This is a genomic window from Pseudomonas sp. NPDC086566, from assembly GCF_050280885.1.
In the GTDB taxonomy this organism is placed as follows: Bacteria; Pseudomonadota; Gammaproteobacteria; order Pseudomonadales; family Pseudomonadaceae; genus Aquipseudomonas; species Aquipseudomonas vlassakiae.
In genome coordinates this window covers 355,665-380,679 of sequence record NZ_JBNNWD010000006.1, presented here as the reverse complement: position 1 = coordinate 380,679, position 25,015 = coordinate 355,665, and the positions used below count along the sequence as shown (strand labels likewise).

Sequence of the window (25,015 nt, the reverse complement as noted above, 5' to 3'; positions counted from 1 at the left end):
TGGAATGGCTGCCAGTCTAACAATTCGCTTTTGGCCTAGGCAGACGAATCTTAAAATGAGGGCCTGTCGAGGAACGCCCGCCCATGAAACCCGCATTAATGAAAAAAACCCTGCGCCTGCTATTCGAGCTGGCGGTCCTGCTTGCCTTGTTCCTGTTCGGTGGCCAACTGGCCGCCTGGCTGAGCTGGCCGATCCCGGGCGGGGTGATGGGCCTTGGCCTGCTGTTGCTGCTGTTCGCTTTTGGTGTGCTCAAGCCTGCCACCTTGCAGATGGGCGCTGGCTGGCTGATGGCGGAAATGCTGCTGTTCTTCATCCCGGCACTGATGAGCCTGCTCGACTACGGCAGCCTGGTGCGCAGCGAAGGTTGGCGTATCTTGCTGGTCATTGCCGTGAGCACGCTGATGGTCATGGTGGTGACCGCCGTCACCGTGGAGATGGTCTGCCGCTGGAGGCTGCGCCGTGAGCCTTGAACCCATGCCGCTGTTCTGGTTGGCGCTGACCTTGGCCGCCTACCTGGCCAGCCGCTGGCTGTACCGGCGCACCGGGCGCTACCTGATGTCGCCGCTGATTCTGGTCCCGGCATTGCTGTTGGCGGTGGCTGTGCCATTGCACACGGCCTACGCCGAATATTCGCGCAACACCCATTGGCTGATGAGCGTGCTGGGCCCGGTGACCGTGGCCTTCGCCGTGCCGATCTGGCAACAGCGGGCGATGCTGGCGCGGCATTGGCCTGCGCTGCTGATGGGGATGGTGGCCGGCAGCGCGGCGTCGATCGCCAGTTCCTGGAGCCTGGCGCACCTGCTGGCACTGGATGATGCGATCAGCCTGTCGCTGGTGCCGCGTTCGATCACTACGCCCTTCGCCATGCCGCTGGCCCATGACCTGGGTGGCGTACCAGAGCTGACGGCGGTATTCGTGATGTTCACCGGGGTGCTGGGGGCCATGTTCGGGGGTCTGCTGCTGCGCTGGCTGCCATTGCGCACCCCCCTGGCGCGTGGTGCGCTATTCGGTGTGGGCGCGCATGGTGCGGGGGTCAGCCGGGCTCGGGAAGTGGGCTGTGAAGAGGGTTCGGTGGCCGGCCTGGTCATGGTCCTCACCGGCCTGCTCAACCTGTTCGCCGCGCCGTTGCTGGCGATGCTGCTGTGACCATACGTGCCACTGACTCGCTCGGTCATCAAGCTGGCTGTCAACGCAATTTTCACATGATGGACCGGTGACTACACTCGGCCTCGATATAGAGAGCACATGAAAGTGCCGAGGTGAATGCAATGACCGCAGCCTTGCCCTATTCCGTCATCACCCCTCCACCGGGACAATTCTGATGCCTATGGCCGAGATTCCATTGCGCGTCTGGCGTACCCGGGGGCAGGATTTTTCGTTCCGGGGCCAGAGCATCCGCTACTGGACCGCAGGGCAAGGAGAGCCCCTGCTTCTTTTGCACGGATTTCCCACCGCAAGTTGGGATTGGCATTACCTGTGGGCTCCGCTGGCCCAGCGCTTCCGGGTGATCGCCTGCGACATGCTCGGCTTCGGCGATTCTGCCAAGCCGCTCAACCACCGCTACAGCCTGATCGAGCAAGCAGACCTGCAGCAGGCGCTGCTGAGCCATCTGGATATTGACCAGCCGATACACCTGCTGGCGCATGACTACGGTGGCAGCGTCGCTCAGGAACTGCTGTCGCGCCACCACGAACAGCGTGCCAATATCGCCAGCTGCGTGTTCCTCAACAGTGGCCTGTTCCCGGAAAGCTGTCAGATCCCAAGAATCCAGAAGCTACTGCTCAGCCGCCTGGGCTGGCTGGTGGGGCGTTCGTTCGGGCGCGACGATCTGGTGCGCAACGTCACCCAGATCTACGGCCCGTGCACCCACCCCAGTGAAAGCGCGCTGGACGATTGCTGGAGCCTGATCGCCAGCCATCACGGTACGCGCATCCTGCACAAGCTGGTGGGCTACCAGCCTGAGCGAAGGCAGCATCGCGAGCGCTGGGTCTGGGCATTGCAGCGCGGTGGTGTGCCGCTGCGGTTCATAAATGGCATCGCTGACCCTTTATCCGGTGTGCAGATGGTCGAGCGCTATCGGCAGCTGGTGCCTGACCCCGATATCGTGCAGCTGCAAGGCATCGGCCATTACCCACACACCGAAGCGCCGGTGCAGGTATTGCGCCATTACCTGGCCTTTCGCGAACAGCTGCTGAGCTTTCTGCCGCAGAAAGTCGCCTGGTCCTGAGTCCGCGATCATCGCCTGCCGTTATCGCCCGGCATTCAGCCAGGGTGAGCTTGATTGTCCGCGTGCCTGGGCGGGCGGACAATCGATGCATTCAACCTGACCTGGAGCCTTGAGCATGAGCGAGCCGGTACGTCTGCAAGACCGTGTAGTGATCGTAACCGGGGCCGGTGGCGGCCTGGGCCGAGCCCATGCCTTGCTGTTTGCCGCACGTGGCGCCAGGGTCGTGGTCAATGACCTGGGCGGCTCGACCCATGGAGAAGGTGCCAATGCGTCGGCCGCCGACAAGGTCGTGGCCGAAATCCGCGCTGCCGGGGGCACGGCGGTGGCCAACCACGATTCGGTGGGCGACGGTGCGCGCATCGTCGAACAAGCGCTGGACAGTTTCGGCAGGGTCGATGTGCTGGTGAACAACGCCGGCATCCTGCGCGACAAGGCCTTCCACAAAATGGACGACAGCGATTGGGAGCTGGTCTACAAGGTCCACGTCGAAGGCGCCTACAAGGTCACTCGGGCTGCCTGGCCACACCTGCGCGAGCAGAACTGGGGGCGGGTAATCTTCACCGCCTCCACCTCGGGCATCTACGGCAACTTCGGCCAGGCCAACTACGGCATGGCCAAGCTGGGGCTGTATGGCCTGACCCGCACCTTGGCCATCGAAGGACGCAAGCATGGCGTGCTGGTCAATGCCATCGCCCCGACCGGTGGCACGCGCATGACCGAAGGGCTGATACCCCCGCAGGTGTTCGAGCGGCTCAGGCCCGAGTTGATCAGCCCTTTGGTGGTGTACCTGGGCAGCGAGCAGTGCCAGGACAGCGGCGAACTGTTCGAAGTGGGCGGTGGCTGGGTGGGCAAGGTGCGCTGGGAGCGTAGCCTCGGCGTCGGGTTCGATCCCGAGCAGGGGTTCACCCCGGAGCAGGTTGCCCAACACTGGGCGCAAATTGGTGATTTCGAAGGGGCAGTGCACCCCCAGGACAACCTGCAGGCGTTGCAACAGATGATGGCCAACCTGCAGAAATAAAAAAGGCCGCTGCAAGACGCAGCGGCCAATCGAGACGTTAGATCAAGGAGCTTCAAAATCAACGTCGGTGAACCTCGCGGGCCTGAAAGGCGGGGGGTAGAGCCCTTCATGCCGGCCAGTGAGGAAAGAATAAGCGCTTGATCCGGTGGGAAAAATAGCCGCTTGTGACATTCACCTTTACGTTTCGGGCAATAGTGCCGGCCGGGTACTTCACGCCGCTGGCGAATAGCCCATGCGCCAGCTGGTATCACGCGCCGCTGCCAGCAGGCGCTGTGCGGCTGGTCCGTGTTCATCGGCGTGGAAGATCGAGGTCGGGCCGACCACGGTCATCACCGCCGCGATCTGCCCCATGGCGTTGAAGACCGGGGCAGATAACGCATCCACACCTGGCATCAAAAGGCCGTGCACATGGTGCAGGCCCCGTTGGCGGATGCCTGCCAGCAAGCCTTCGTAGTCGCTGGCGCGCTGCTGCAGCGCGGCCAGTTCGCGATCACGCAACTCGACGGTCTCACGCTCGGGCAGATGGGCAGCAAACACCAGGCCGGTGGAGGAGCTGAGCAGCGGCAGCACCGAGCCGATCTGGGTCACCACCGTGACTGCACGCACGGCGGGCTCGATGCTGACCACGGTGGCGCCCTGATTGCCCCACACGGCGAGGAAGCAACTCTCGTTCAGCTCATCGCGCAATTGCGACAGTGGCAGCGCCGCCACTTTCAGCACATCGATGCTGCCCAGCGCCGCCAGCCCCACGCGCAATGCCTCACGCCCCAGGCCATAGTGGTTGGTGGCGCCATCCTGCTCGGCGAAACCACTGGCGATCAGCGCCTGCAGGTAGCGGTGCACCTTGCTCGCCGGCATTTGCACGTGCTCGGCCAGGCGCGACAGCGAGGTAGACGGCGACAGTTCGGCGAGGGCCTTGAGGATGTCGGTGCCGACTTCCGCCGAGCGGACTTTCTGCTTGCCGTTGTCGGCGGGGGAGCTGGCTTTGGCCATGGTAGGAAGCTTCCGGATTTTTCGCGTCGCGCCTTTATAGCTTGACGCCTGGCGGGGAGCAAATTACGTTATTCGTAATCTGATTACGATAAAAACAAAATCCGGAGGCTTCGATGAACCGCGACACGTCCCCCGATCTTCAGTACCTGAGCGGTTTCGGCAACGAATTCGCCAGCGAAGCCCTGCCAGGCGCCCTGCCGGTCGGGCAAAACTCGCCACAGAAGGCCCCCTTCGGTTTGTACGCTGAACTGCTGTCGGGCACGGCGTTCACCATGGCCCGTAGCGAGCTGCGCCGTACCTGGTTGTATCGCATCCGCCCGTCGGCCTTGCACCCGCGCTTCGAGCGCCTGCAGCGCCAGCCATTGGGCGGCCCGCTGGGCGCGGTCACGCCCAACCGCCTGCGCTGGAATCCGCAGCCCATCCCCAGCGAGCCAACCGACTTCATCGAAGGCTGGCTGCCGATGGTGGCCAATTCGGCCGCGGAAAAGCCGGCAGGGGTCAGCATTTACATCTACCGCGCCAACCGCTCCATGGAACGGGTGTTTTTCAACGCCGACGGCGAGCTGCTGCTGGTGCCGGAACAGGGCCGCCTGCGCATCGCGACCGAACTGGGTGTCGTGGATGTCGAGCCTCAGGAAATCGCCGTGATCCCGCGGGGCATGAAGTTCCGTGTCGAACTGCCCGATGGCCAGGCCCGCGGCTACATCGCCGAAAACCACGGCGCGCCGCTGCGCCTGCCGGACCTGGGGCCGATCGGCAGCAATGGCCTGGCCAACCCGCGTGATTTCCTCACCCCGGTGGCGCACTACGAAGAGCTCAATGGCCCGGTGCAACTGGTGCAGAAGTTCCTGGGTGAGCACTGGGCCTGCCAGCTGCAGCACTCGCCGCTGGACGTGGTCGCCTGGCACGGCAGCAACGTGCCCTACAAGTATGACCTGCGCCGCTTCAACACCCTTGGCACGGTCAGCTTCGACCACCCGGACCCGTCGATCTTCACCGTGCTGACTTCGCCGACCAGCGTGCATGGCATGGCCAACATGGACTTCGTGATCTTCCCGCCGCGCTGGATGGTGGCCGAGAACACCTTCCGTCCACCGTGGTTCCACCGCAACCTGATGAACGAATTCATGGGCCTGATCAACGGTGCCTACGACGCCAAGGCCGAAGGGTTCCTGCCGGGCGGTGCCTCGCTGCATGGGGTGATGAGCGCCCACGGCCCGGATGCCGAAACCTGCGAAAAGGCCATCGCTGCCGAACTGGCTCCGCACAAGATCGACAACACCATGGCTTTCATGTTCGAGACCAGCCAGGTGCTGCGCCCGAGCCTGCAGGCACTCGACAGCCCGCAGTTGCAGGCCGACTACGATAGTTGCTGGGCCACCTTGCCGAGCACCTTCAACCCGAACCGGAGATAACCCATGAACCAGACCGCCATTGCTCGTAGCTGGGTCGAGCACGCCAACGGGCACAGCGACTTCCCTTTGCAGAACCTGCCACTGGGCATCTTCAGCCGCCCGGGTGAAGCGCTGCGCTGTGGCGTCGCCATCGGCGATGCCATCCTTGACCTGGAAGCTGTGTTGGCCGCGGGCCTGTTCGCTGGCCAGGCCAAGGCAGCGGTGGAAGCCACCCGCGGTGGTGCGCTGAACGCGTTCTTCGCCCTGGGGCGTGCTGCCCGGGTGGCGCTGCGTGAGCGTCTGTTAGTGCTGCTGGGCGAACACAGCGAACACCAGGCCGAGCTCAAGGCTGCGCTGTATCCAGCCAGTGAGTGCCAGTTGCACCTGCCGGCCAAGGTCGGTGACTACACCGACTTCTACGTCGGCATCCAGCACGCGACCAATGTCGGCAAGCTGTTCCGCCCCGACAATCCGCTGCTGCCCAACTACAAATACGTACCGATCGGCTACCACGGCCGCGCCTCGACCTTGCGTCCTTCCGGGGCCGAGGTCCGTCGCCCGAAAGGCCAGACCCTGCCGCCCGGCCACACCGAACCGAGCTTCGGCCCCTGCGCGCGGCTGGACTACGAACTGGAGCTGGGCATCTGGATCGGCCAAGGCAACGACATTGGCCAGGCCATACCGATTGCCGAAGCTGACCAGCACCTGGCCGGCCTGTGCTTGCTCAACGATTGGTCGGCGCGGGATATCCAGGCCTGGGAATACCAGCCACTGGGCCCGTTCCTGTCGAAGAGCTTCATCACTACGCTTTCGCCTTGGGTAGTCACTGCCGAGGCCCTGGAGCCGTTCCGCTGTGCCCAGCCGGCCCGGCCGCAGGGTGACCCGCAGCCGCTGCCTTACTTGCTCGACGAGCGTGACCAAGCCAATGGCGCCTTCGATATCGAACTGGAAGTGCTGCTGCTCACCGAGCGCATGCGCGAGCAGGGTATGCCGGCCCAGCGTCTGGCCTTGAGCAACACCCTTAACATGTACTGGACCGTCGCCCAGCTGATCGCCCACCACAGCGTCAACGGCTGCCAGTTGCAGCCTGGCGACCTGTTCGGTTCCGGTACGCTGTCCGGTGCCTCAGCTGATTCGTACGGCAGCCTGCTGGAGACTACGGTGGGCGGCAAGCAGCCGGTGGAACTGGCCAGTGGCGAAAGCCGCAAGTTCCTCGAAGATGGTGACGAGATCATCCTGCGCGCGCGCTGCAAGCGCGATGGCGTGGCCAGCATCGGCTTCGGCGAATGCCGCGGCAGGGTCATCGCGGCCAACTGAGGGAGCAGGCCATGGAGCTGTACACCTATTACCGTTCCACCTCTTCCTATCGGGTGCGCATTGCTTTGGCGCTGAAGGGCCTGGAGTACCAGGCCCTGCCGGTCAACCTGCTCAAGGGGGACCAGCGCGCTGATGCCTATGTCGCGGTGAACCCGCAAGGCCGGGTTCCGGCCTTGCGCACCGATGAGGGTGAATTGCTGGTGCAGTCACCCGCAATCATCGAATACCTGGAAGAGGTTTATCCACAGCCGGCACTGTTGCCGGACGCTGCGGCAATGCGTGCCAGGGTGCGTGGTGTGGCGGCGATCATCGGTTGCGATGTGCATCCATTGCACAATGTCAGCGTGCTTAACCAACTGCGCCAGCTGGGCCATGATGAAGCGCAGGTCAATCAGTGGATCGCACACTGGATCGCTCAGGGGCTGGCAGCCGTGGAGCAGTTGATTGGCGATCAGGGTTATTGCTTCGGCGACGAGCCGGGGTTGGCGGATGTCTACCTGATTCCGCAGTTGTATGCGGCCGAGCGCTTCAACATCGACCTCAGCGGCTACCCCCGTATAGCCCGGGTCGCTGCACTGGCCAAGGGCCACCCGGCATTCGCCAAGGCGCATCCGTCCTGTCAGGTAGACACGCCTGCTCAGTGAATCGAGCGGTTCGCTGCCGGTAGCTTGCCGATACGCTCGGACAGCTTAAGGCGCTGAACCGGGTCGTCGGTCAGCAACAGCGCATGTTCCAGGTCGAAACGTTCGGCCTGGGGGCAGTCCAGGTATTGATACAGCGTTGCCCGGGTCATGTAGTCACTGACCTGGGCCGGGCCCAGTTGCATGACCCGTTCGGCGTCGATCAGTGCGGCCAAGTGGTTGTCATTGCTCATATGCAACTGGCGCAGGTTGCGCGAAAGGCGCTGCAGCATCTGCGTGGCACTGGCGCTGCGCAGGTGTTCGGCCGTCAGCGGCACATGCGGGCCAAACTGGCGCGCCAGCAGCTCGCGGCAGTCCTTGGGGTACAGGCGCCGGCCCCCACAAGGGTCGAGCAGGTGGTCGGCACCGGGGACGCGCAGAAGGAAGTGCCCAGGAAATGCCACGCCTTCCAAGGAGATGGACAGGCGCCGGGCCAGTTCCAGTGCAAGGATCGCCAACGCCAGGGGCTGGCCGCGTCGGCGCTGCAGTACCTTGTCCAGCAACGCCGCGTGCGGCCGCAACGGATGGAGTTCGTCCTGTTGGAAACCCAATGCATTGAGCTGCCGCAGCAGCGGCTGGGCCAGTTCGGATAATGGCAGCATGGGCAGGCAGGCACTGATCTGCCCTTGCAGGTTTTGCAACGTAGCAAGGCTGGCCGCAGGCTCGACCTTTCGATCATGCTCGGCGGCGATCCACAACGCAGCTTCCAGCAGGGCGACCGGCTCGCGCTCCAGGCAGGCCAGGCAGGCTTGACGTGGCTTCATGAGGGCTCTCCACACACGCTTGAGTATTAGCTGTGGGGCGTGGATTCGTCCAGTGGTCCGCCGACAGCGCCGGCTCTTGGCGCATGCCTATACTGGTAGGAGCACCTCGTTGGGGAGCCCGTCGATGTTCGCGCTGATGCAAAGCACGCGTACCCAGTCGCTGCACCTGTTCATTGACCCGCCCACCGGCCTCAAGGCCGTCGTGGCGATTCACAGCGAAAAATTGGGCCCTGCCGTGGGAGGGTGTCGCTACCTGCCTTATGCCGATGACGAGAGCGCCATGACCGATGCCATTCGCCTGGCCCAGGGCATGAGTTACAAGGCCGCACTGGCGGGCTTGCCGTTGGGTGGCGGCAAGGCGGTGATCATGCGCAACCCGCATGTGGAAAACCGCGCGGCACTGTTCGAGGCGTTTGGCCGCTTCATCGATACCTTGCAAGGCCGTTTCATCATTGCCGTGGACAGCGGTACCTCGACCCTGGACATGGACTGCATTGCCCAGAGCACACCGCATGTCACCAGCACCACGGCCTCTGGCGACCCGTCACCGCATGCCGCCATGGGCGTGTTCGCCGGCATACGCGCCACCTCGCAGGCACGCCTGGGTAGCAGCAACCTCGAAGGCTTGCGCGTCGCTGTGCAGGGGCTGGGCAATGTCGGTTATGCCTTGGCCGAGCAGCTGCACGCGGCGGGGGCGGAGTTGCTGGTCAGCGACCTGGACCCTGGCCGCGTACGCTTGGCGGTGGAGCAGTTCAATGCTCACCCGGTGACCAATGACGCCCTGATCAGCACCCCTTGCGATATTTTCGCGCCCTGTGGCGTGGGGCCGGTGCTCAATGGCCAGACGGTGATGCAGCTGCGTTGCGCAGCGGTGGCCGGGGCGGCCAACAATCAGCTGACCACCTTGCAGGTGGCGGATCAGCTGGAGTCGCGCGGCATTCTTTATGCCCCTGACTATGTGATCAATGCCGGTGGCCTGATCTACGTAGCGCTGAAGCATCACGGAGGCGACCTGGGCACCATCACTGCGCATCTGGCGCGGATACCGACGCGGTTGACCGAAGTTTTCGGTCATGCCCAGGCGGAAAAGCGCTCCCCGGCCAGGGTGGCGCAGATGCTGGCCGAGCGCCTGTTGTACGGTTGAGGGCCTGGCGCAGCTGCCTCAATCATGCATGAGCCAGGGCCTCAGTTGTTTGAGGTTGGCGACCACGACCTGTTGCGCTTCAGGGCTGGTCGCCACGTTGCGCGGGTCGATCTGATGGCGCTGCAGCACATACTTCACCAGAGCCCTGCGGCTCGGCACGACCAAGCGCCCTTCAATCATGCCGAAGTCGGCTTCGATGATTGCCTTCTGTGCCTCGTTCAAACGCTCGTCGGGCTTGAAGATCACCGGAATTTCGGCATTCCAGTCTTCGTCTTGTGCCCGGGGGTTGGGCGACTCATCCAGCAGGCCCGGCTGACCGCGCAAACGGCTGAGTACGAAGTCTCGGTACTCACGGTTCTTTTCACAGTACGCCCGCACATGCCAGCGCATGCCTGTGTATACCAGCGTGTGCGGGGCGATGAGGCGTATTTCGACGTTCGGCGTGTTGAGAGAAACGTATTCGATTTCCAGGCGCAGGCCTTCACGGCAGGCCTTGAGCAGGGGGCGCAGAACCTCTGGCCGAATGGTCCGGTCCGGTACATCGAGCACCTTGGTGTGGGCATAGGCCAGTGCCAGGCCGTCAATGTGCGGTGCGCGTTCACCGTTCTGATACAGCAGTTGCAGGTAGGCGCTTGCGCTGTCTTCGATGAAGGTGGGTATGAACTGATTACTGGGTACATAACCCTTGAGCTGTTTGTCGTACTCCAGGTTCTTCGGCGCATGCTCGGTGATGTAGGTATTGATGTCCTTGGATGCCTGCTGCCGGCTGATACCGAAACTCTGCATCAGGTGGCCGGTGGTCAGGCGGCCTTCCCACCAGGCGACGGTCTCGATCAGCTTGTAGCGCAGGGCCAGGTCCCAGCGCACCTGCCCGACGGTTTGCCTGCGTTTCATGATCTCTCCTGAGAAGGCATGCCTGGGAGGTGCTTTGCAGGCGGTGACCCCGACTCAGAGGTGCGGCCTACTCGCCGGCTTTTTCCGCTGCATCCAGATCAGCCAACGCCGCCGCATTGCTCTTGAACGCCGCTGCAAACACGGCCCTGTTCTTGGCCATGAAGATGCTTGCCTCTTCGGCGATGTTTTCATCCAGTCCCGGTACATGTTTCACCAGAACCTGAGTAAGCACCTCGGCCAGTTCCAGCATCTGGTCATGGGCGTCTGCGAGTTTGCGGTCCAAGAACGTGGTCTCCAAATCGCGCGTGCTGCGGTAAAGAATCTCAACAGCCATACGAGGCCTCTCGGTCAGTGGGGCAGGGACGCTGTGGTGCGCCTGCTGCTGTGCGGTTCAGTTGCTATCCAGGCAATCGGGCAGAATGCCGTCACCGAATACTGTATCTATATACAGTAATGACAAGGTCGTCATTTCGCAACCGGAAATTGTAGCTGTGCAGAATTCCCTCGCTTCCCGTGCCTTGCGGCAATCGGTCGCCTTCCAAGGCAGGGGCCTGGCCCTTTAACTGCATGGCACAAGCGTCACAGGCGTGACGCATCATCCTTCATGTCGTATCGGGGAATCGCACATCGTGGATATCAAATGGGCTGAAAAACTGCGCAAGGGCCTGCACGGCTCGGCCGACGCGCTGGGCAACCTGTGTGTGGAAGCGTTCCACTACCTGGCGCTGTTCGGCATTGGCGCGATTACCGCCTACGCGGCGGTGGTAACCTTCCTGGACATGCTCGGCAAGGGCGGGGTCAGCGTCGACGACATCCTGCTGCTGTTCATCTACCTGGAGCTGGGGGCGATGGTCGGTATCTACTTCAAGACCAACCACATGCCGATCCGCTTCCTGCTGTATGTGGCGATCACCGCGCTGACGCGCCTGCTGATTGGCGACGTGTCGCACCACAAGGCGCCGGACGAGGGGTTGTTGTACGTGTGTGGCGGAATCTTGCTGCTGGCGTTCTCGATCCTGGTGGTGCGCTACGCCTCGTACCGCTACCCCTCGACCAAGGTGCTGGACGCCAGCGGCAAGGAAGTGGAGGAGGGCAAATAGCCCTCAGTTGGCCAGGCCGACGCTTGCCAGGTGACGGGGCTCGTGGTGGCTGCCATTGGTGAGGGCGGCGAGCACCTGTAATGGGTTCTGCCCCAGTTCGATGGCCAGGCCCAGGCGGATGCTGTCGATCACCCGCTGCAGGCGTACCGGGTCGTTGCGCTGGGCCTTGCTGATCAGGCGTTTGGCGACCACGCCGGCGTCGTCGGAAAGGGTCAGCATGATGCTGCCGTCCAGCCGTTCGATACTGAGGTTGACCCGGTACTCGGGGGAGAAGGCGGCGCTGATCTGTTCGAATGGATTGTTCATGGTCTGGGTCCGCAATGGATGGCTGCAGAAGTTGACCGGGTAACCCTCACGATGGTTCAGCCCCATTGATCGGTGCAAACGAAAACGCCCGGCGCAAGCCGGGCGTTGTGGTTCAGGGAGCCGATCAGGCTTCGGGGTCAGTCAGTTCCAGCACACCACGCTTGCTGCGCAGTTTTCCGTAGAAGTGTTCCAGCGCATTGTTCAGCTTGCTGGCGGCACCGTCGACCGCCTGGTCCAGTGAGGCGGCGGTGTGGGTCACGGAAATCGGCTGATGGCCTTTCGGGCGAGCCTCCAACTGGCAGCGTTTGTCATGCGGGCCGGGCTTGGCGCCGTTCTCGTCACGCAGATGCACCTCGATGCGGGTGAGGTCGTCGTCATAGCGTTCGAGGGTGGCTTCCAGCGTACTGCGGACCCACTCGTTGAGACGGATGTTGCCTTCGATATGGTTGCTGCTGTTGACCTGGATTTGCATGATTCCAATCCTTATTCAGCTTGCTCGCATGGAGGCGTGCCTAGGCCATTGAGGGCCTTGGTATTTCTGCGCCTCTTGACTCTAAGGTCAGGCAACGGCGAAACGAATACAACCCCTTTTTGAAAATAAATTTTCTGTAGCAAATTCAGTAGAGGGGGCCGCCACCATGGGTTCGCCGCGAGCCTTGCAGCGCCTGTGCGATCGAGCGCCGCCCGCGCGGCGCATCGCGAGCTGCGCTCGCTCCTACGTTTGTTTCGGGCCAGTAACGCCTGTGACAGGCGCGCGCGACCGCCTTGTTGGTACGACGCGATATCGCGCCATGCGCCAAGGCGACCGCGCGCAAACCCCACAGGAAACATTGGCCCGAAACAAACGTAGGAGCGAGCGCAGCTCGCGATGCGCCGCGCGGGCGGCGCTCGATCGTACAGGCGCTGAATATGTGACGGCGAACACCCGACAGCCTCCATAGAGATTTTTGCTTATGAGAATTAAACTCATTACTATTGCATTTCCATTCCCCGGACCCACTCCATGAAGCGCTCCGCCGCCAGCCTCCCTCTCAGCTATCGCCTGGCCGTGGTGTCACGCAGCCTGGCGGCATTGCTGGGCGGCTATCTGCTGGCGTCGTTGCTCAGCGTCTGCCTGGCCCTGCTGCTGCCGTTGCCGCAGGTCGACGCCACGCTGACCGGCCTGATGCTCTCGTTCGTGTTCTACCTGTTGGCCTTCATCTGGTGCTTCGCCTGCCGCAGCGCCTGGCGTGCCTGGCTTGGCGTGCTACTGCCGAGCCTGGTGCTGGGGCTGCTCGGCGGGTTCGCCTACTGGATGAAAACCCCATGAAAGAAGGCTTCCGCCAGGCCATGGCCTGGCTGCACACCTGGACTGGCCTGGTATTTGGCTGGCTGCTGTTTGCCATCTTCCTGACCGGCACCCTGTCGTACTTCAAGGAAGAGGTCAGCCACTGGGCGCAGCCGGAAGTGCGCCGCCATGCCCTTGACCCGGTGACCAGCCTGGGCTTGGCCCAGCGCTATCTGGAGCTCAACGCCGCGCACTCGGACAGCTGGATGATCCGCTTGCCGAGCGAGCGCGACGCCGCCTTGAACGTGGGCTGGCGCGACCCCGAAGGCGGGCGCCGGGGCTTTGTCAGGAAGGATCTGGACGCGCAAAGCGGGCAGCCGGTGGACGCGCGTGACAGCCGTGGCGGCGAGTTCTTCTACCGCTTCCATTTCGAACTGCAGATGCCCTATCCGTGGGGCCGCTGGCTGTCGACGCTGTGCGCCTTCATCATGCTGCTGGGGCTGGTCACCGGGATCATCACTCACAAGAAGATCTTCAAGGAATTCTTCACTTTCCGCCCTGGCAAGGGCCAGCGCTCCTGGCTGGATGGCCACAACGCCATCGGCGTGCTGGTGCTGCCGTTCCACCTGATGATCAGCTACAGCAGCCTGGTGCTGTTCATGTACATGGTCATGCCGGCCAGCATCATCGCCAGTTACGGCAATACCAATGGGTACTTCAATGACCTGTTCGGCCGCGACGAGGCACCCAAGGCAGCCCATGTCGCCACGCCGCTGGTGCCGCTGGCGAGCCTCCACGCCAAGGTCCAGGCGCTGGTGCCGGGCGCGCGCATCGGCTTTATCCAGGTGCAGAACGCGGGCGATCGCAATGCCCGTGTCATCTTCACCCAGTCATCGGCGGACAACGTGCCCTACAAACGCAGTGCCAACTGGACCTTCGACGGGGCTACCGGTGAACTGCTGAAACAGGGCGCGCCGGAAAGCGCGGCGATGATGACCTCGTTCAGTTTCGCCGGGCTGCACATGGGCAACTACGCCGGGCCTTGGCTGCGCTGGTTGTACTTCGCCTTCGGGCTGGCCGGCACGGCGGTGATCGGCACCGGCCTGGTGATGTGGCTGGGCAAACGCCAGCTCAAGCATGCCAAGAGCGAACGTCTGCCAGGCGAGTTGCGCCTGGTCGAAGTGCTCAACATCGCCAGCATGAGCGGCCTGGTGCTGGCCGTGGCCGGTTTCTTCTGGGCCAACCGATTGCTGCCGGTGGCACTGCACGGGCGTGCTGACTGGGAGGTGAACACGTTCTTCCTGGTCTGGCTGGCGTGCCTGCTGCATGCCGTGCTGCGCCCGGGGCGCAGGGCCTGGGGCGAGCAGCTGGCAATGGGCGCACTGGCTTTTGCCCTGTTGCCGTTACTCAACGCCTTGAGCACCGGCCAGGGGTTGAACGTCTCTGTGCCTGCGGGTGACTGGGCCATGGCTGGTTTCGATCTTACCGCGCTGGCATGTGGGCTGTTCCTGGCCTGGGCCGCGAGCAAGATGCTGCGCCCACCGAAGCCCGTCGCAAAACGTGCGGCGAAGGCCTCCAAGGTCTCGCCCGGAATGGTCGAGGTGCAGTGATGCTGAGCATTGCCCTGATCGGTTTCGCCGGTTTCGCCGCGCTGTGCCTGGCGATGGAAAAGCACTTCAACGAGCTGCTCAAGCACAAGCCGCCGCCCGTCCAGTTGTGTGCATTGCGCGTTGGCGGTTGGCTGCTGCTGATACTGTCCCTGGTGCTGTCCGTTCACTGGCGTGGCTGGGCCCATGGGCTGGTGGAGTGGGCCGCGCTGTTGATGGCCAGCGTTACCCTGTGGGTGTTCGGCTTGCCTTACATGCCGCGTGCGTTGCTGGGCCTGGCTGCTGCCAGCCTGATACTGGGCCCGCTGTTGGCCGTGGTTGCCGGGTGATGCCTTGAGCGAAACCGAGAGCGACAGCACCCGCGCGCGTTTCCTCGAGGTGTTCCTCGCCCAGCGTGCGCGCATGGAGGCGTTGGTCAGCCGTCGGGTAGGCTGCCGCGCTACTGCGTCCGACCTGGTGCAGGAGCTGTTCCTGCGCTTCTGGCGTCGCCCCGAGGTCAAGGTCGAAGCGCTCGATACCTACCTGCTGCGCTGTGCCGGTAACCTTGCCATCGATCATCTGCGCAGTGCCGGCAGTCGCGAACGCCTTGCCGAAGCCTCGCTGCAGCAAGATGACGCGGCTCTGGCCCAGGCGCCAGAGCAGGCCGTCGAGGTGGATCATGACCTGCAGCGCATTGAAGCCGCCCTGCGAGCGCTGCCTGAGCGTACCCGGCAGATTTTTCTGCTCAACCGCGTCCACGGCTGCAAGTACGGCGAGATCGCCAAGGCCATGCAGCTTTCCCAGAGCAGTGTGGAAAAGCATATGATGCGCGCCCTCGAAGCGTGCAAGGCCAGTGTTGCCGAGCCCGCGACCTTCACTCGCAGGCCTGGGAGCGCCCGCCGATGAGCCATCCAGACCCGGTTACCGCTGCCCAGTCCGAGGCTGCCTTGCAATGGCTGATCCGCATCAACGAGCAGCCGGAAGCGGCCAGCAGTGCGCCGTTCAAGCGCTGGTTGCTGGCCGATCCCAAGCATCGCCAAGCCTACGCCGAAGCCCAGTGGCTGATGCGGCTCAGCGAAACACCGGCAGCGCGTCTGGCGCAAGAACAGCATGCAGATCTGCAGCCCTATTTACTGGCCATGGCCAAGCCACCCGGCAAGAGCCACTGGCGACGCGCTGGCATGGCATTGGCCGCGGCCTGCCTGGTGCTGGCGGTCAGCGTGGCGGGTGGCTGGCGGCCGGGTGACTGGTTACTGAACCTGCAGGCCGATTTCAGCAGCAGTGATGCGATTCGCCAGATAACCCTGGCGGACCAGTCGCTGGTGACCCTGGATGCGGGCAGCGCCATCACCGTCGATTTCCGGCACGATGAACGCCGCGTACGCCTGCTGCATGGCGCAGCCTTCTTCCAGGTGACCCACACCGGGCAGCCATTCGTGGTGCAAGCGGCTGGCGGCGAGGTTCGGGTGCTGGGTACACAGTTCGAAGTGCGTGACCAAGGGCAGGGTGCACAGGTCATCGTTCGCAGTGGGCGCGTGGCAGTCATCCCGGCCGCGGGGCAGGCCGCCCAGATACTGACGGTCAACCAGCAACTGGCCTATGCCGATGGACATGCAGGCGAGCTGGCGAGCGTGGACAGCGACAGCCGCCTGGCCTGGCGCCAAGGCTGGCTGAACTATTACCAGGCGCCGCTGGCGCAGGTAGTGGCAGACCTGGGCCGCTACTACCCCGGCCGTATCGTGTTGATGCATGGCGAGTTGGGGCAGCGCATGGTGAGTGGCAGTTTCCCGGTGGATGAGCCGTTGGCTGCACTGGATTCGCTGGGCAAGGTGCTGGGTTTCTCGCGGCAGACCTTGCTGGGGCGGCTGACCCTGATCCGCTGACAAAAAAATTGCAAAAGCGGATGAGGTAACCCGGCGCGGCATCCGTGTAATGAGTGGAAGTGCGATTCATTCGCAGTAATAACCCTCTCACAGGTCAGCGTCCATGAAGTTCACCCCGCGTTGCGTCCCCCTCTGGTTTGGCCTTGCAGTGTGCCCGGTCATCACCGCTGCCCCCGGCCTCATGGCCGCCGAGCAACTGCAACTGCACGCTTTCGACCAGCCCGGCCAACCGCTGGCCCAGGCCCTCAATGCCTTCAGCCGTGCCACTGGCCAGAGTGTCGTCTACACCCTCGAACTGCCCGGCGTGCAGGCCCCGGCCCTCAATGGCTCGTTCAGCGCCGAGCAGGCCCTGCAACGGCTGCTGGGTAACAGTGGGCTGACCTGGCGCCGCCTCGATGCACGCACCCTGACGCTGGAACCTGTGGATACCTCAGGTGCCCTCAACCTGCAGGCCACCACGGTGACCTCGCAAATGGACAGCGACAGCTATCAGCCGCCCGCCAGTGCCTCGATCATGCGCGGCCAGGGTCCCTCCCAGGACATCCCCCAAGCGATCAACGTGGTACCGGCGCAGGTCATCCGCGATCAGGCCCCGCGCAACCTTGACGACGCCCTGGCCAATGTCAGTGGCATCACCCAGGGCAACAACTTCGGTGGCACGTCCGACACGGTGATGAAGCGCGGCTTCGGTGACAACCGCGACGGCTCGATCATGCGTGAAGGCATGCCGGTGGTGCAGGGCCGCAGCCTCAATGCCAGCACTGAGCGAGTCGAAGTGCTCAAGGGCCCGGCCTCGCTGCTGTATGGCATCCAGGACCCAGGCGGGGTGATCAACGTCGTCAGCAAGCGCCCGCAACTGCAGCAATACAACGCCCTGACCGTGCGCGGTTCCACCTACGGCAGCGGCAAGAATGGCAGCGGCGGCGGCTTCGACAGCACCGGTGCGTTGGGCGACAGCAATTTCGCCTACCGCCTGATCGTCGATCACGAGGACGAGGATTACTGGCGCAACTTCGGCGTGCACCGCGAGTCGCTGTTGGCGCCGTCGTTGGCCTGGCTCGGCGAAGACACCCAGATGGTGCTGGCCTACGAGCACCGCGAGTTCCTCTACCCGTTCGACCGCGGCACGGCATTCGGCAGCAACGGCCACCCGCTGGACATCCCGGCGACACGCCGCCTGGACGAGCCGTTCAACGACATGGAAGGGCGCTCTGACCTTTACCGTCTGGAAGTCGATCACCAACTGACCGACGACTGGAAGCTGCACTTCGGCTACAGCTTCAACCGCGAGACCTACGATGCCAGCCAGGTTCGCGTTACCGGCGTGAACGAGGCCAAGGGCACGCTGACGCGCAGCATCGACGGCACCCACAACGCCATGAGCCGCGACCAGTTCGCCACTTTGAGCCTCAATGGCAATGTCGAGCTGGCCGGTATGCAGAACGACCTTCTGTTCGGCGTCGACCACGAAGACCGCAAGATCTTTCGAGGCGACCTGATCCGTCAGACCGCTCGATCGACCTTCAGCTACCTGAATCCGGTCTACGGCCAGGAGGTGGAGGGCAGCACGGTGCGCGCGAGCGACAGCGACCAGACCGACAAGCTGCGCACCGACGCCTTGTTCGTGCAGGACGCGCTGCACCTGGACGAGCACTGGATCCTGGTGGCGGGTGCGCGTTACCAGCAGTATGACCAGTACGCCGGTCGCGGCCGCCCTTTCAAGGCCAATACCGACAGCAACGGCCAGGCCTGGGTGCCGCATGCGGGCATCGTCTACAAGGTCGATGACCAACTGTCGTTCTATGGCAGTTACAGCGAGTCGTTCAAGCCGAACTCCAGCATCGCCCCGCTGACCGGGGGCGTGGTGCTGGATTCCTCGGTGGCGCCGGAGGAGGGCAAGTCCTGGGAGCTGGGCGCCAAGCTCGACATGCCGGGCAGCCTCACCGGTACCCTGGCGCTGTTCGATATCACCAAGCAAAACGTGCTGGTGTCCAACTTCGACAGCGGCACTGGCGAGACGGTCTACAGCAACGCCGGGGAAGTCAGCTCACGCGGCGTGGAGCTCGACCTGACCGGGGAGCTCAGCGAGCGTTGGAGCCTGATCGGCAGTTACGCCTATACCGATGCCAAGGTGACCAAGGACCCCGACCTTGAAGGCAACCGCCTGCAGAACGTGGCCCGGCATAGCGGTTCGTTGTCGGCGGTGTATGACTTCGGCAGCTTGCTCGGTGGCGATCGCCTGCGTTTCGGCGCGGGCGCGCGCTATGTGGGTGAGCGGCCGGGGAACTCCACCAACACCTTCGACCTGCCGAGCTATACCGTGGCCGATGCGTTCGCCACCTACGAGACCAAGCTTGACGAGCACAATGTGCGCTTGCAGCTGAACGTGAAGAACCTGTTCGACAAGGTCTACTACAGCTCGGCGGTGAACCAGTATTTCGTCGCCATTGGCGATGCGCGGCAGGTGAGCCTGTCGAGTACCTTCGAGTTCTGAGGCTTGTGCCGTCTGTGCCGGCCTTTTCGCGGCTGTAGGAGCGGCTTTAGCCGCGAAGGGCCATACGGTAATAGCCAGGAGTTGCACCGAACGCCTGGCGGAAGCGGTTGCTGAAATGGCTGGCACTGGCAAACCCGCACAGCAGCGCTACCTGGCCCAAGGGCAATTCGCCCAGGCGCAACAGCTGGCTGGCCCGATGCAGCCTGCGCGCCAGCAGGTACTGATGCGGTGGCAGGCCAAAGCTGGTGCGGAACATCCGCGCAAAGTGGTACTCGGACAGGTTGCAGCGCAGTGCCAGTTCTCCCAGGGTGATCGGCTGGTCGAGATGCGCCTCGATGTACTCCACCAGCTGTCGGCGCAGGCTCGGCGCCAACCCGCCTTTCAGGCGCAACCCTTGGCGCAGGCCAACCTGGCTGATCACGGCATGGTCGACGATCTCATGGGCCAGGCTGCTGGCCAGCAGACGCTCGGCGGGCTCATCCCAGTCCAGCGTGATCAACTGGCGAAAGCGCAAGGATTGTTGCGGGTCATCGAGGAAGGTCGCTTCCTGCAGTTGCAGTTCGCGTGGCTCGCGATCGAGCAGGCGCACACAACCCAAGGCGAACTGCGCTTCGCTGATGTACAGGTGGGCCAGGCGAATTGCACCGTTCACCACCCAGTTCGACTCGTGCCCTGCCGGCATGATGCACAGTTTGTCCGGCGCGCCCTTGTCGGCCGGGCGCTGGCGACGAAAGGTGCCGGTGCCGTCGGCGATATAGCACGACAGCGTGTGATGGCTCGGCGCCTGGTAGTCGCGCGCATCGTCGCGGTTGCTCCACAACGCCGCCGCCAACCCGTCGCCCAGGTGCGCGCTCAGCTCCAGCCGGGCGTTGGGCGAGGCGTGCATGGCGTTGAACACTTGCAGCTGGTTGAGTGGGGTCATGGGCAATTCCTCTGGCCTCATCCTACTGCGCCCGCGTTGCGCTGACAGCCACCCGGGGGCGAAAAGCGCAAGTTTGTGCAAGCGCAAAGCAGCGATCAGGCAGAACACTGGTGGCCCTGGCGAGGGCTGCGCCCTCGATTCGCGGGACAAGCCCGCTCCTACAGAGACCGCGCCGCTGGTAAGGCGAGTGATGTACCTGTGGGAGCGGGCTTGCCCCGCGAAAGCGCCGGGCACCGACTTTGAAAGGCCCAAGGAACCGCCGCCATGAATCTGTCCCTGTACCTGCTCACCGTCCTGATCTGGGGCACCACCTGGATCGCCCTTAAACTGCAACTGGGCGTGGTCGCCATCCCGGCGTCGATCGTCTACCGCTTCGCCCTGGCCGGCCTGATCCTGTTCGCCATTCTGCTGGTCACCCGCCGCCTGCAGCCGATGAACCGGCGAGGGCACCTGATCTGCCTGGCGCAGGGGTTCTGCCTGTTCTGCGTCAACTTCATGTGCTTCCTCACCGCCAGCCAATGGGTTGCCAGCGGCCTGATCGCGGTGGTGTTCTCCACTGCCACTTTGTGGAATGCCTTCAACGCGCGGATCTTCTTTGGCCAGAAGATCGCCAGCAATGTCCTCGCGGGCGGTGCGCTTGGCTTGCTCGGCCTGGGCCTGCTGTTCTGGCCCGAGCTGTCGCACCACGCGGCCAGCCGCGAAACCCTCTACGGCCTTGGCCTGGCACTGCTTGGCACGCTGTGTTTCTCGGCTGGCAACATGCTCTCAAGCATGCAGCAGAAGGCCGGGCTCAAGCCCATGACCACCAACGCCTGGGGCATGCTCTATGGCGCGGCGATGCTGGCGGTGTATTGCCTGGTCAGCGGCATCCCCTTCGCCATGGAGTGGAACACCCGCTACATCGGCTCGCTGCTGTACCTGGTCATCCCCGGCTCGGTGATCGGTTTCACCGCCTACCTGACCCTGGTCGGGCGCATGGGGCCGGAGCGGGCGGCCTACTGCACCGTGCTGTTCCCGCTGGTGGCGCTGAATGTGTCGGCATTCGCCGAAGGTTACCAGTGGACGACACCGGCGCTGCTGGGGCTGGTGGCGGTGATGGCGGGTAATGTGCTGGTCTTTCGTAAACTCAGGGTCAGACCTTCGGTTGTGATTGAGGCAACACGCTGAATGTACGTTTGACAACTGGTAGAAATGACAGGTGTGTGTCGGAGTACCTCGATTCAGAATTGTCGAGCGCAGTTCATTTGGGATCAGCCGATGTCATCTACACAGGCAGGGTGTCAATCTCTTACATTCAATCAGGTATGGTTGATCATCTCGCTGGCGTTGGCGTTTCATATAGTGCCGCTGCTCATGGCCGATCAGTTGTATCTGGACGATTACTGGCGCACCGTTCTTGCTGAAAATGACTGGACCAGCCAAGGACGACCGTTGACCGCTGCCCTGTTGGCGTTTCTGGGGTTTGCCAATGGAGCGCCAAATATCTATCCGCTGCCATTGCTACTCGCACTGCCTATCGTTGGCTACTCGCTCGCCCGGCTTGGCCGGCATTGGTACTCGACACCGTCTGTTGCCCACGTACTGGTGTTACTGCCCTTGTGGTACCAGCCTTTTTTCCTGCAGAACCTGTCCTATCAGTTCGACGGCACCGGCATGGCGTTGGCGCTGGTGGCGAGTATCCTGGCCATCACGGTAACTACCGAGGCTATCAAGTACTGGTTTCTGGGATGCCTGCTGGTGGCCACGGCAGTGGCTTTCTATCAGGTCGCCGTCAATGTGTTCATTGGCTTGTGCTGCCTGGACATCATGCGTCAAGTAATGGATGGGGCGTCGTTCAGTAGCGTCAGGCGTCAGGCAACGCAGCGATTGACACAGCTGATAGCGGGTTGCTTGCTCTATTACGCGGCCTGCTCAAGGATGATCACGGTGCCGCGAGGTAGCTTGCTTACTTTCGATGGCCACTGGCCGGAGCTGATCATAGGACGCTTGTCAGATGTTTGCGCTGACCTACGTCTGCTGGCCACGCCCCAGACAACCTTGTTCATGGACGCATTGCTGGTATTGGCAAGCATTGCGCTCGTAACAGAGTTGGCATGCCTGTGGCAGCGGCCATGTTCACGATGGGAGCAGTTGGGGTTGACGGTGGCTCTCTTGTTGCCGGTGCCTGTGATATACGTTTCGATCACAGGCGTCATGCTTCTATTTGCCGATTATGATCACGCTGCCCGGACGCTGATGGGATTCGGGGTCGCTTGCGTGTTGGTGCTGTCACTGGTGCAACGCGCATTGATGCGCTTGCCGCGCATCCAGATAGCTATTTTGTTGATCCCCAGTTTGTTCATGCTGTCGATTGCGTTCGCGTATGGGCGGGTGCAGTCGATGCAGAAGGAACTGAACCAGGCCCTAGCTCATTCGATTGCTCAGGATCTGTTTTCAGGGAATGGGCTGGGCTCATTGGACCACTATTATCTAGACGGGCACTGGATCAGCCAACGCTGGTTGCCAAGTGCACAAGGCCTGTTCCGGACGCTACCGGTGTTGACCCATGTGCAGGGAGTCAATGGTTATGCAATGCTGCTGCCCGAGATGTTGACCTTCGCCGGCGTTGCCAATGTCGGACCGGCACTGGGCGGATCTGCGCCGATGAGCCGTCAACAAGTGCTGGACCTCAGCCCGACTCCTGTGGTCGAACGAGCGCTTTACGAGATTCACAGAGTGGATAACACAGGGTATGTGCTGATGAAGGCGCCGCCCGCCAACTCAGCGGCTCCTTCTCATACACATCCAGGCCAGCGCCGCGAATAGTGCCGTTGTGTCGCGCTTCGATCAGCGCCGCCTCGTCGACCACCTGGCCACGGGCGATCTTGATCAGCAACGCGCTGGGTTTCATCAGCTTCAGTTCACGGGCGCGATCAGCTTGCGCGGGCCCAGTACATGCCGTACAGAGCGATCAACCCTTCCACACCTGCGGATTCACCAGATCCCGCGGCCGCTCACCGAGCAACGCCGCACGCAGGTTATCCATCGCCCGGTTGGCCATGGCCTCACGGGTTTCGGCAGTCGCCGAACCGATATGCGGCAAGGTCAGCGCATTAGGCAGCTGGAACAGCGGCGACTCACTCAACGGCTCCTTTTCGTACACATCCAGGCCGGCGCCACGAATGGTGCCGTTCTGCAGCGCCTCGATCAGCGCCGCTTCGTCGACCACCGGGCCCCGGGCGATGTTGATCAGGAACGCGCTCGGTTTCATCAGCTTCAGTTCACGGGCGCCGATCAGCTTGCGCGTGGCATCGGACAGCGGCACCACCAGGCAGACGAAGTCGGACTCGGCCAGCAGTTGCTCGAGGCTGCGGTACTGGGCGCCCAGCTCCTGCTCCAGGGCAGTCTTGCGGCTGTTGCCTGCATACAGGATCGACATATTGAAGCCGAAGCGGCCACGGCGGGCGACGGCGGCGCCGATGTTGCCCAGGCCGACGATGCCCAGCGTCTTGCCATGCACATCGCTACCGAAGTGCGAAGGGGCCACCGTGGCCTGCCAGTTGCCGGCCTTGGTCCAGGCGTCGAGTTCGGCGGTGCGGCGGGCGCAACCCATGATCAGCGAGAAACCCAGGTCGGCGGTGCTTTCGGTGAGCACGTCCGGGGTGTTGGTCAGGGCGATGCCACGCTCGTTGAAGTAGTCGACATCATAGTTGTCATAGCCGACCGAGACGCTGGACACCACTTCGAGCTTGCCTGCACCTTCGAGCTGCGCGCGGCCGAGCTTGCGGCCCGCGCCGATCAGGCCATGGGCCTCGGGCAGGGCTTCGTTGAACTGGGCACTGATGTCGCCGAGCTTGGGGTTCGGCACGATCACGTTGAAGTCTTGCTGCAGGCGCTCGGCCATGGCGGGGGTGATGCGGCTGAAGGCCAGGACGGTCTTTTTCATCGGCAACTTCTCGGGGCGGTGGGTCGGTTTGATTGGTTAGCAACCTACCATTGTCCACCGCCGCCGTGCAGCAGCTTTTTCAGTTGGCGATCAGCAATTCATGGGTTTTCAGGTCGGCTTCATGGGCCGCCAGGATTTCCGGCAGTGAGTTGCGCAGGTATTCGACCCAGGTCTTGATCTTGGCATCCAGGTATTGGCGCGAAGGGTAGATGGCATACAGGTTGAGCTCCTGCAGCCGGTACTCCGGCATTACCCGCACCAGGCTGCCGTCGCGCAAGCCGTCGATGGCCGAGTAGATCGGCAGCACGCCCATGCCCATGCCGCTGCGGATCGCGGTTTTCATCGCATCGGCCGAGTTGACCTGGAACGGCGAGCTGGTGATGTTGACCAGCTCTTGCCCTTCCGGGCCGTCGAACAGCCATTTTTCCAGCGGGATCACCGGGCTGACCATGCGCAGGCAGGCATGCTGCAGCAGATCCACTGGCTTGTGCGCGAAGCCGTGCTTGGCCACATAGTCGGGTGAGGCGCAGACGATGCTGTAGGTGATGCCCAGGCGTTGCGAGACAAAACCGGAATCCGGCAGCTCGGTGGCAAGCACGATGGACACGTCGTAGCCTTCTTCGAGCAAGTCCGGCACGCGGTTGGCCATGGTCAGGTCGAAGGTCACGTCCGGGTGCGATTCGCGATAGCGGGTGATGGCATCGACCACGAAGTGCTGGCCGACCCCGGTCATCGAATGCACTTTCAACTGGCCGGCAGGCCGGGCGTGAGCATCGCTGGCTTCGGCTTCGGCTTCTTCGACGTAGGTAAGGATCTGTTCACAGCGCATCAGGTAACGCTTGCCGGCCTCGGTCAGGGCGATGCGCCGGGTGGTGCGGTTGAGCAGCCGGGTTTGCAGATGGGCTTCCAGGTTGGAGACCGCCCGCGACACGTTCGCGGTGGTCGTATCCAGTTGCGCCGCAGCAGCGGTGAAGCTGCCTAGCTGGGCTACGCAACTGAAAGCACGCATGTTTTGCAGGGTGTCCATGGGTCACTCTCAAGATAGAGGACAAAATTGTGTCATGAAGTAACGCGAAAGTGCGTTCGACCAAAGCCGGATTA

Annotated in this window: 26 protein-coding genes and 1 pseudogene; 17 read left to right on the top strand and 10 right to left on the bottom strand. The window is 63.0% G+C overall.

The genetic code is table 11. The features are described from left to right. The first annotated feature begins 83 nt into the window (after nt 1–83). From ACQKPS_RS16620 to ACQKPS_RS16605, 4 genes are all read left to right on the top strand, one after another. Entirely contained in the window at nt 84–470 is a 387-nt protein-coding gene (locus ACQKPS_RS16620) for a CidA/LrgA family protein (protein WP_427604916.1), read from the top strand. Continuing rightward, nucleotides 460–1,146, top strand: coding sequence for an LrgB family protein (locus ACQKPS_RS16615; protein WP_176507713.1), 687 nt, complete (start codon nt 460–462; stop codon nt 1,144–1,146). The genes ACQKPS_RS16620 and ACQKPS_RS16615 overlap by 11 nt, the downstream gene beginning before the upstream one ends. Nucleotides 1,147–1,321: 175 nt before the next feature. Continuing rightward, a complete protein-coding gene (locus tag ACQKPS_RS16610) occupies nt 1,322–2,227 on the top strand; it encodes an alpha/beta fold hydrolase (RefSeq protein ID WP_427604913.1) in 906 nt (301 codons plus the stop codon). A 115-nt stretch (nt 2,228–2,342) separates the two neighbouring features. Next, a complete protein-coding gene (locus tag ACQKPS_RS16605) occupies nt 2,343–3,245 on the top strand; it encodes an SDR family oxidoreductase (RefSeq protein ID WP_313201595.1) in 903 nt (300 codons plus the stop codon). Nucleotides 3,246–3,455: 210 nt separating this feature from the next. On the opposite strand, the gene ACQKPS_RS16600 is transcribed toward ACQKPS_RS16605, so the two are convergent. Then, nucleotides 3,456–4,238 (bottom strand): IclR family transcriptional regulator, encoded by a 783-nt coding sequence (locus tag ACQKPS_RS16600; protein WP_254481416.1) that lies wholly within the window; start codon nt 4,236–4,238, stop codon nt 3,456–3,458. A 113-nt stretch (nt 4,239–4,351) separates the two neighbouring features. Here ACQKPS_RS16600 and hmgA point away from each other — a divergent pair, with 113 nt between their 5' ends. Genes hmgA through maiA form a run of 3 tightly spaced genes read left to right on the top strand, consistent with a single transcriptional unit; the run spans nt 4,352 to nt 7,593 of the window. Beyond that, complete coding sequence (gene hmgA, locus ACQKPS_RS16595) at nt 4,352–5,653, top strand: homogentisate 1,2-dioxygenase (RefSeq protein ID WP_427604911.1); 1,302 nt, start codon at nt 4,352–4,354, stop codon at nt 5,651–5,653. A 3-nt stretch (nt 5,654–5,656) separates the two neighbouring features. Next, nucleotides 5,657–6,949 carry a fumarylacetoacetase gene (gene fahA, locus ACQKPS_RS16590; protein ID WP_283724797.1) on the top strand — a complete coding sequence of 431 codons (1,293 nt, stop codon included), beginning with the start codon at nt 5,657–5,659 and terminating at the stop codon, nt 6,947–6,949. 11 nt (nt 6,950–6,960) lie between these two features. Continuing rightward, nucleotides 6,961–7,593, top strand: a complete 633-nt coding sequence (gene maiA / locus ACQKPS_RS16585) for a maleylacetoacetate isomerase (RefSeq protein WP_254481412.1) — start codon at nt 6,961–6,963, stop codon at nt 7,591–7,593. On the opposite strand, the gene ACQKPS_RS16580 is transcribed toward maiA, so the two are convergent. After that, entirely contained in the window at nt 7,587–8,393 is an 807-nt protein-coding gene (locus ACQKPS_RS16580) for a SirB1 family protein (protein ID WP_427604908.1), read from the bottom strand. The two genes, maiA and ACQKPS_RS16580, sit on opposite strands and share 7 nt — an antisense overlap. A gap of 124 nt (nt 8,394–8,517) precedes the next feature. Between ACQKPS_RS16580 and ACQKPS_RS16575 the strand changes: the two genes are divergently transcribed. After that, a complete protein-coding gene (locus tag ACQKPS_RS16575; protein WP_186601207.1) occupies nt 8,518–9,537 on the top strand; it encodes a Leu/Phe/Val dehydrogenase in 1,020 nt (339 codons plus the stop codon). A gap of 18 nt (nt 9,538–9,555) precedes the next feature. Here ACQKPS_RS16575 and ACQKPS_RS16570 read toward each other — a convergent pair whose 3' ends face one another. Then, nucleotides 9,556–10,431 carry a helix-turn-helix transcriptional regulator gene (locus ACQKPS_RS16570; RefSeq protein WP_254481409.1) on the bottom strand — a complete coding sequence of 292 codons (876 nt, stop codon included), beginning with the start codon at nt 10,429–10,431 and terminating at the stop codon, nt 9,556–9,558. Nucleotides 10,432–10,498: 67 nt separating this feature from the next. Continuing rightward, complete coding sequence (locus ACQKPS_RS16565) at nt 10,499–10,765, bottom strand: YebG family protein (protein WP_254481408.1); 267 nt, start codon at nt 10,763–10,765, stop codon at nt 10,499–10,501. A 295-nt stretch (nt 10,766–11,060) separates the two neighbouring features. Here ACQKPS_RS16565 and ACQKPS_RS16560 point away from each other — a divergent pair, with 295 nt between their 5' ends. Continuing rightward, nucleotides 11,061–11,531, top strand: a complete 471-nt coding sequence (locus tag ACQKPS_RS16560) for a phosphate-starvation-inducible protein PsiE (RefSeq protein ID WP_054884705.1) — start codon at nt 11,061–11,063, stop codon at nt 11,529–11,531. Between the two features lie 3 nt (nt 11,532–11,534). On the opposite strand, the gene ACQKPS_RS16555 is transcribed toward ACQKPS_RS16560, so the two are convergent. Continuing rightward, nucleotides 11,535–11,837, bottom strand: a complete 303-nt coding sequence (locus tag ACQKPS_RS16555) for a DUF3509 domain-containing protein (protein ID WP_254481407.1) — start codon at nt 11,835–11,837, stop codon at nt 11,535–11,537. Between the two features lie 124 nt (nt 11,838–11,961). Beyond that, complete coding sequence (locus ACQKPS_RS16550; RefSeq protein ID WP_283724793.1) at nt 11,962–12,309, bottom strand: HPF/RaiA family ribosome-associated protein; 348 nt, start codon at nt 12,307–12,309, stop codon at nt 11,962–11,964. A 531-nt stretch (nt 12,310–12,840) separates the two neighbouring features. Between ACQKPS_RS16550 and ACQKPS_RS16545 the strand changes: the two genes are divergently transcribed. The 6 genes from ACQKPS_RS16545 (at nt 12,841) to ACQKPS_RS16520 (ending at nt 19,067) form a co-directional block, all read left to right on the top strand. Beyond that, nucleotides 12,841–13,146, top strand: coding sequence for a DUF3649 domain-containing protein (locus tag ACQKPS_RS16545; protein ID WP_313201601.1), 306 nt, complete (start codon nt 12,841–12,843; stop codon nt 13,144–13,146). Continuing rightward, nucleotides 13,143–14,714 carry a PepSY-associated TM helix domain-containing protein gene (locus ACQKPS_RS16540; protein ID WP_427604904.1) on the top strand — a complete coding sequence of 524 codons (1,572 nt, stop codon included), beginning with the start codon at nt 13,143–13,145 and terminating at the stop codon, nt 14,712–14,714. Before ACQKPS_RS16545 ends, ACQKPS_RS16540 begins: the two co-directional genes overlap by 4 nt. Further along, complete coding sequence (locus ACQKPS_RS16535; RefSeq protein ID WP_427604902.1) at nt 14,714–15,040, top strand: DUF3325 domain-containing protein; 327 nt, start codon at nt 14,714–14,716, stop codon at nt 15,038–15,040. The genes ACQKPS_RS16540 and ACQKPS_RS16535 overlap by 1 nt, the downstream gene beginning before the upstream one ends. A gap of 4 nt (nt 15,041–15,044) precedes the next feature. Then, nucleotides 15,045–15,596 (top strand): RNA polymerase sigma factor, encoded by a 552-nt coding sequence (locus ACQKPS_RS16530; RefSeq protein WP_254481400.1) that lies wholly within the window; start codon nt 15,045–15,047, stop codon nt 15,594–15,596. Beyond that, nucleotides 15,593–16,573, top strand: a complete 981-nt coding sequence (locus ACQKPS_RS16525; protein ID WP_427604900.1) for a FecR family protein — start codon at nt 15,593–15,595, stop codon at nt 16,571–16,573. The genes ACQKPS_RS16530 and ACQKPS_RS16525 overlap by 4 nt, the downstream gene beginning before the upstream one ends. A 103-nt stretch (nt 16,574–16,676) precedes the next feature. Beyond that, nucleotides 16,677–19,067, top strand: coding sequence for a TonB-dependent siderophore receptor (locus tag ACQKPS_RS16520; RefSeq protein ID WP_427604898.1), 2,391 nt, complete (start codon nt 16,677–16,679; stop codon nt 19,065–19,067). A 46-nt stretch (nt 19,068–19,113) separates the two neighbouring features. Here ACQKPS_RS16520 and ACQKPS_RS16515 read toward each other — a convergent pair whose 3' ends face one another. Beyond that, nucleotides 19,114–19,989 carry a helix-turn-helix transcriptional regulator gene (locus ACQKPS_RS16515; RefSeq protein ID WP_427604896.1) on the bottom strand — a complete coding sequence of 292 codons (876 nt, stop codon included), beginning with the start codon at nt 19,987–19,989 and terminating at the stop codon, nt 19,114–19,116. 264 nt (nt 19,990–20,253) lie between these two features. Between ACQKPS_RS16515 and ACQKPS_RS16510 the strand changes: the two genes are divergently transcribed. Next, complete coding sequence (locus tag ACQKPS_RS16510) at nt 20,254–21,156, top strand: DMT family transporter (protein WP_254481396.1); 903 nt, start codon at nt 20,254–20,256, stop codon at nt 21,154–21,156. A 24-nt stretch (nt 21,157–21,180) separates the two neighbouring features. Then, nucleotides 21,181–22,794: a glucosyltransferase domain-containing protein gene (locus ACQKPS_RS16505; RefSeq protein ID WP_427604894.1), complete on the top strand. Its 1,614-nt coding sequence runs from the start codon at nt 21,181–21,183 to the stop codon at nt 22,792–22,794. Here ACQKPS_RS16505 and ACQKPS_RS16500 read toward each other — a convergent pair. The 3 genes and pseudogenes from ACQKPS_RS16500 to ACQKPS_RS16490 form a co-directional block, all read right to left on the bottom strand. Beyond that, nucleotides 22,751–22,894 (bottom strand): annotated as a pseudogene (locus ACQKPS_RS16500) (NAD(P)-dependent oxidoreductase); the annotation flags it as partial. The gene ACQKPS_RS16505 and the pseudogene ACQKPS_RS16500 overlap by 44 nt on opposite strands. Nucleotides 22,895–22,939: 45 nt before the next feature. Continuing rightward, nucleotides 22,940–23,914, bottom strand: a complete 975-nt coding sequence (locus tag ACQKPS_RS16495; RefSeq protein WP_254481395.1) for a 2-hydroxyacid dehydrogenase — start codon at nt 23,912–23,914, stop codon at nt 22,940–22,942. A 79-nt stretch (nt 23,915–23,993) separates the two neighbouring features. Continuing rightward, nucleotides 23,994–24,941 (bottom strand): LysR family transcriptional regulator, encoded by a 948-nt coding sequence (locus ACQKPS_RS16490; protein ID WP_254481393.1) that lies wholly within the window; start codon nt 24,939–24,941, stop codon nt 23,994–23,996. Between the last annotated feature and the right edge of the window lie 74 nt (nt 24,942–25,015).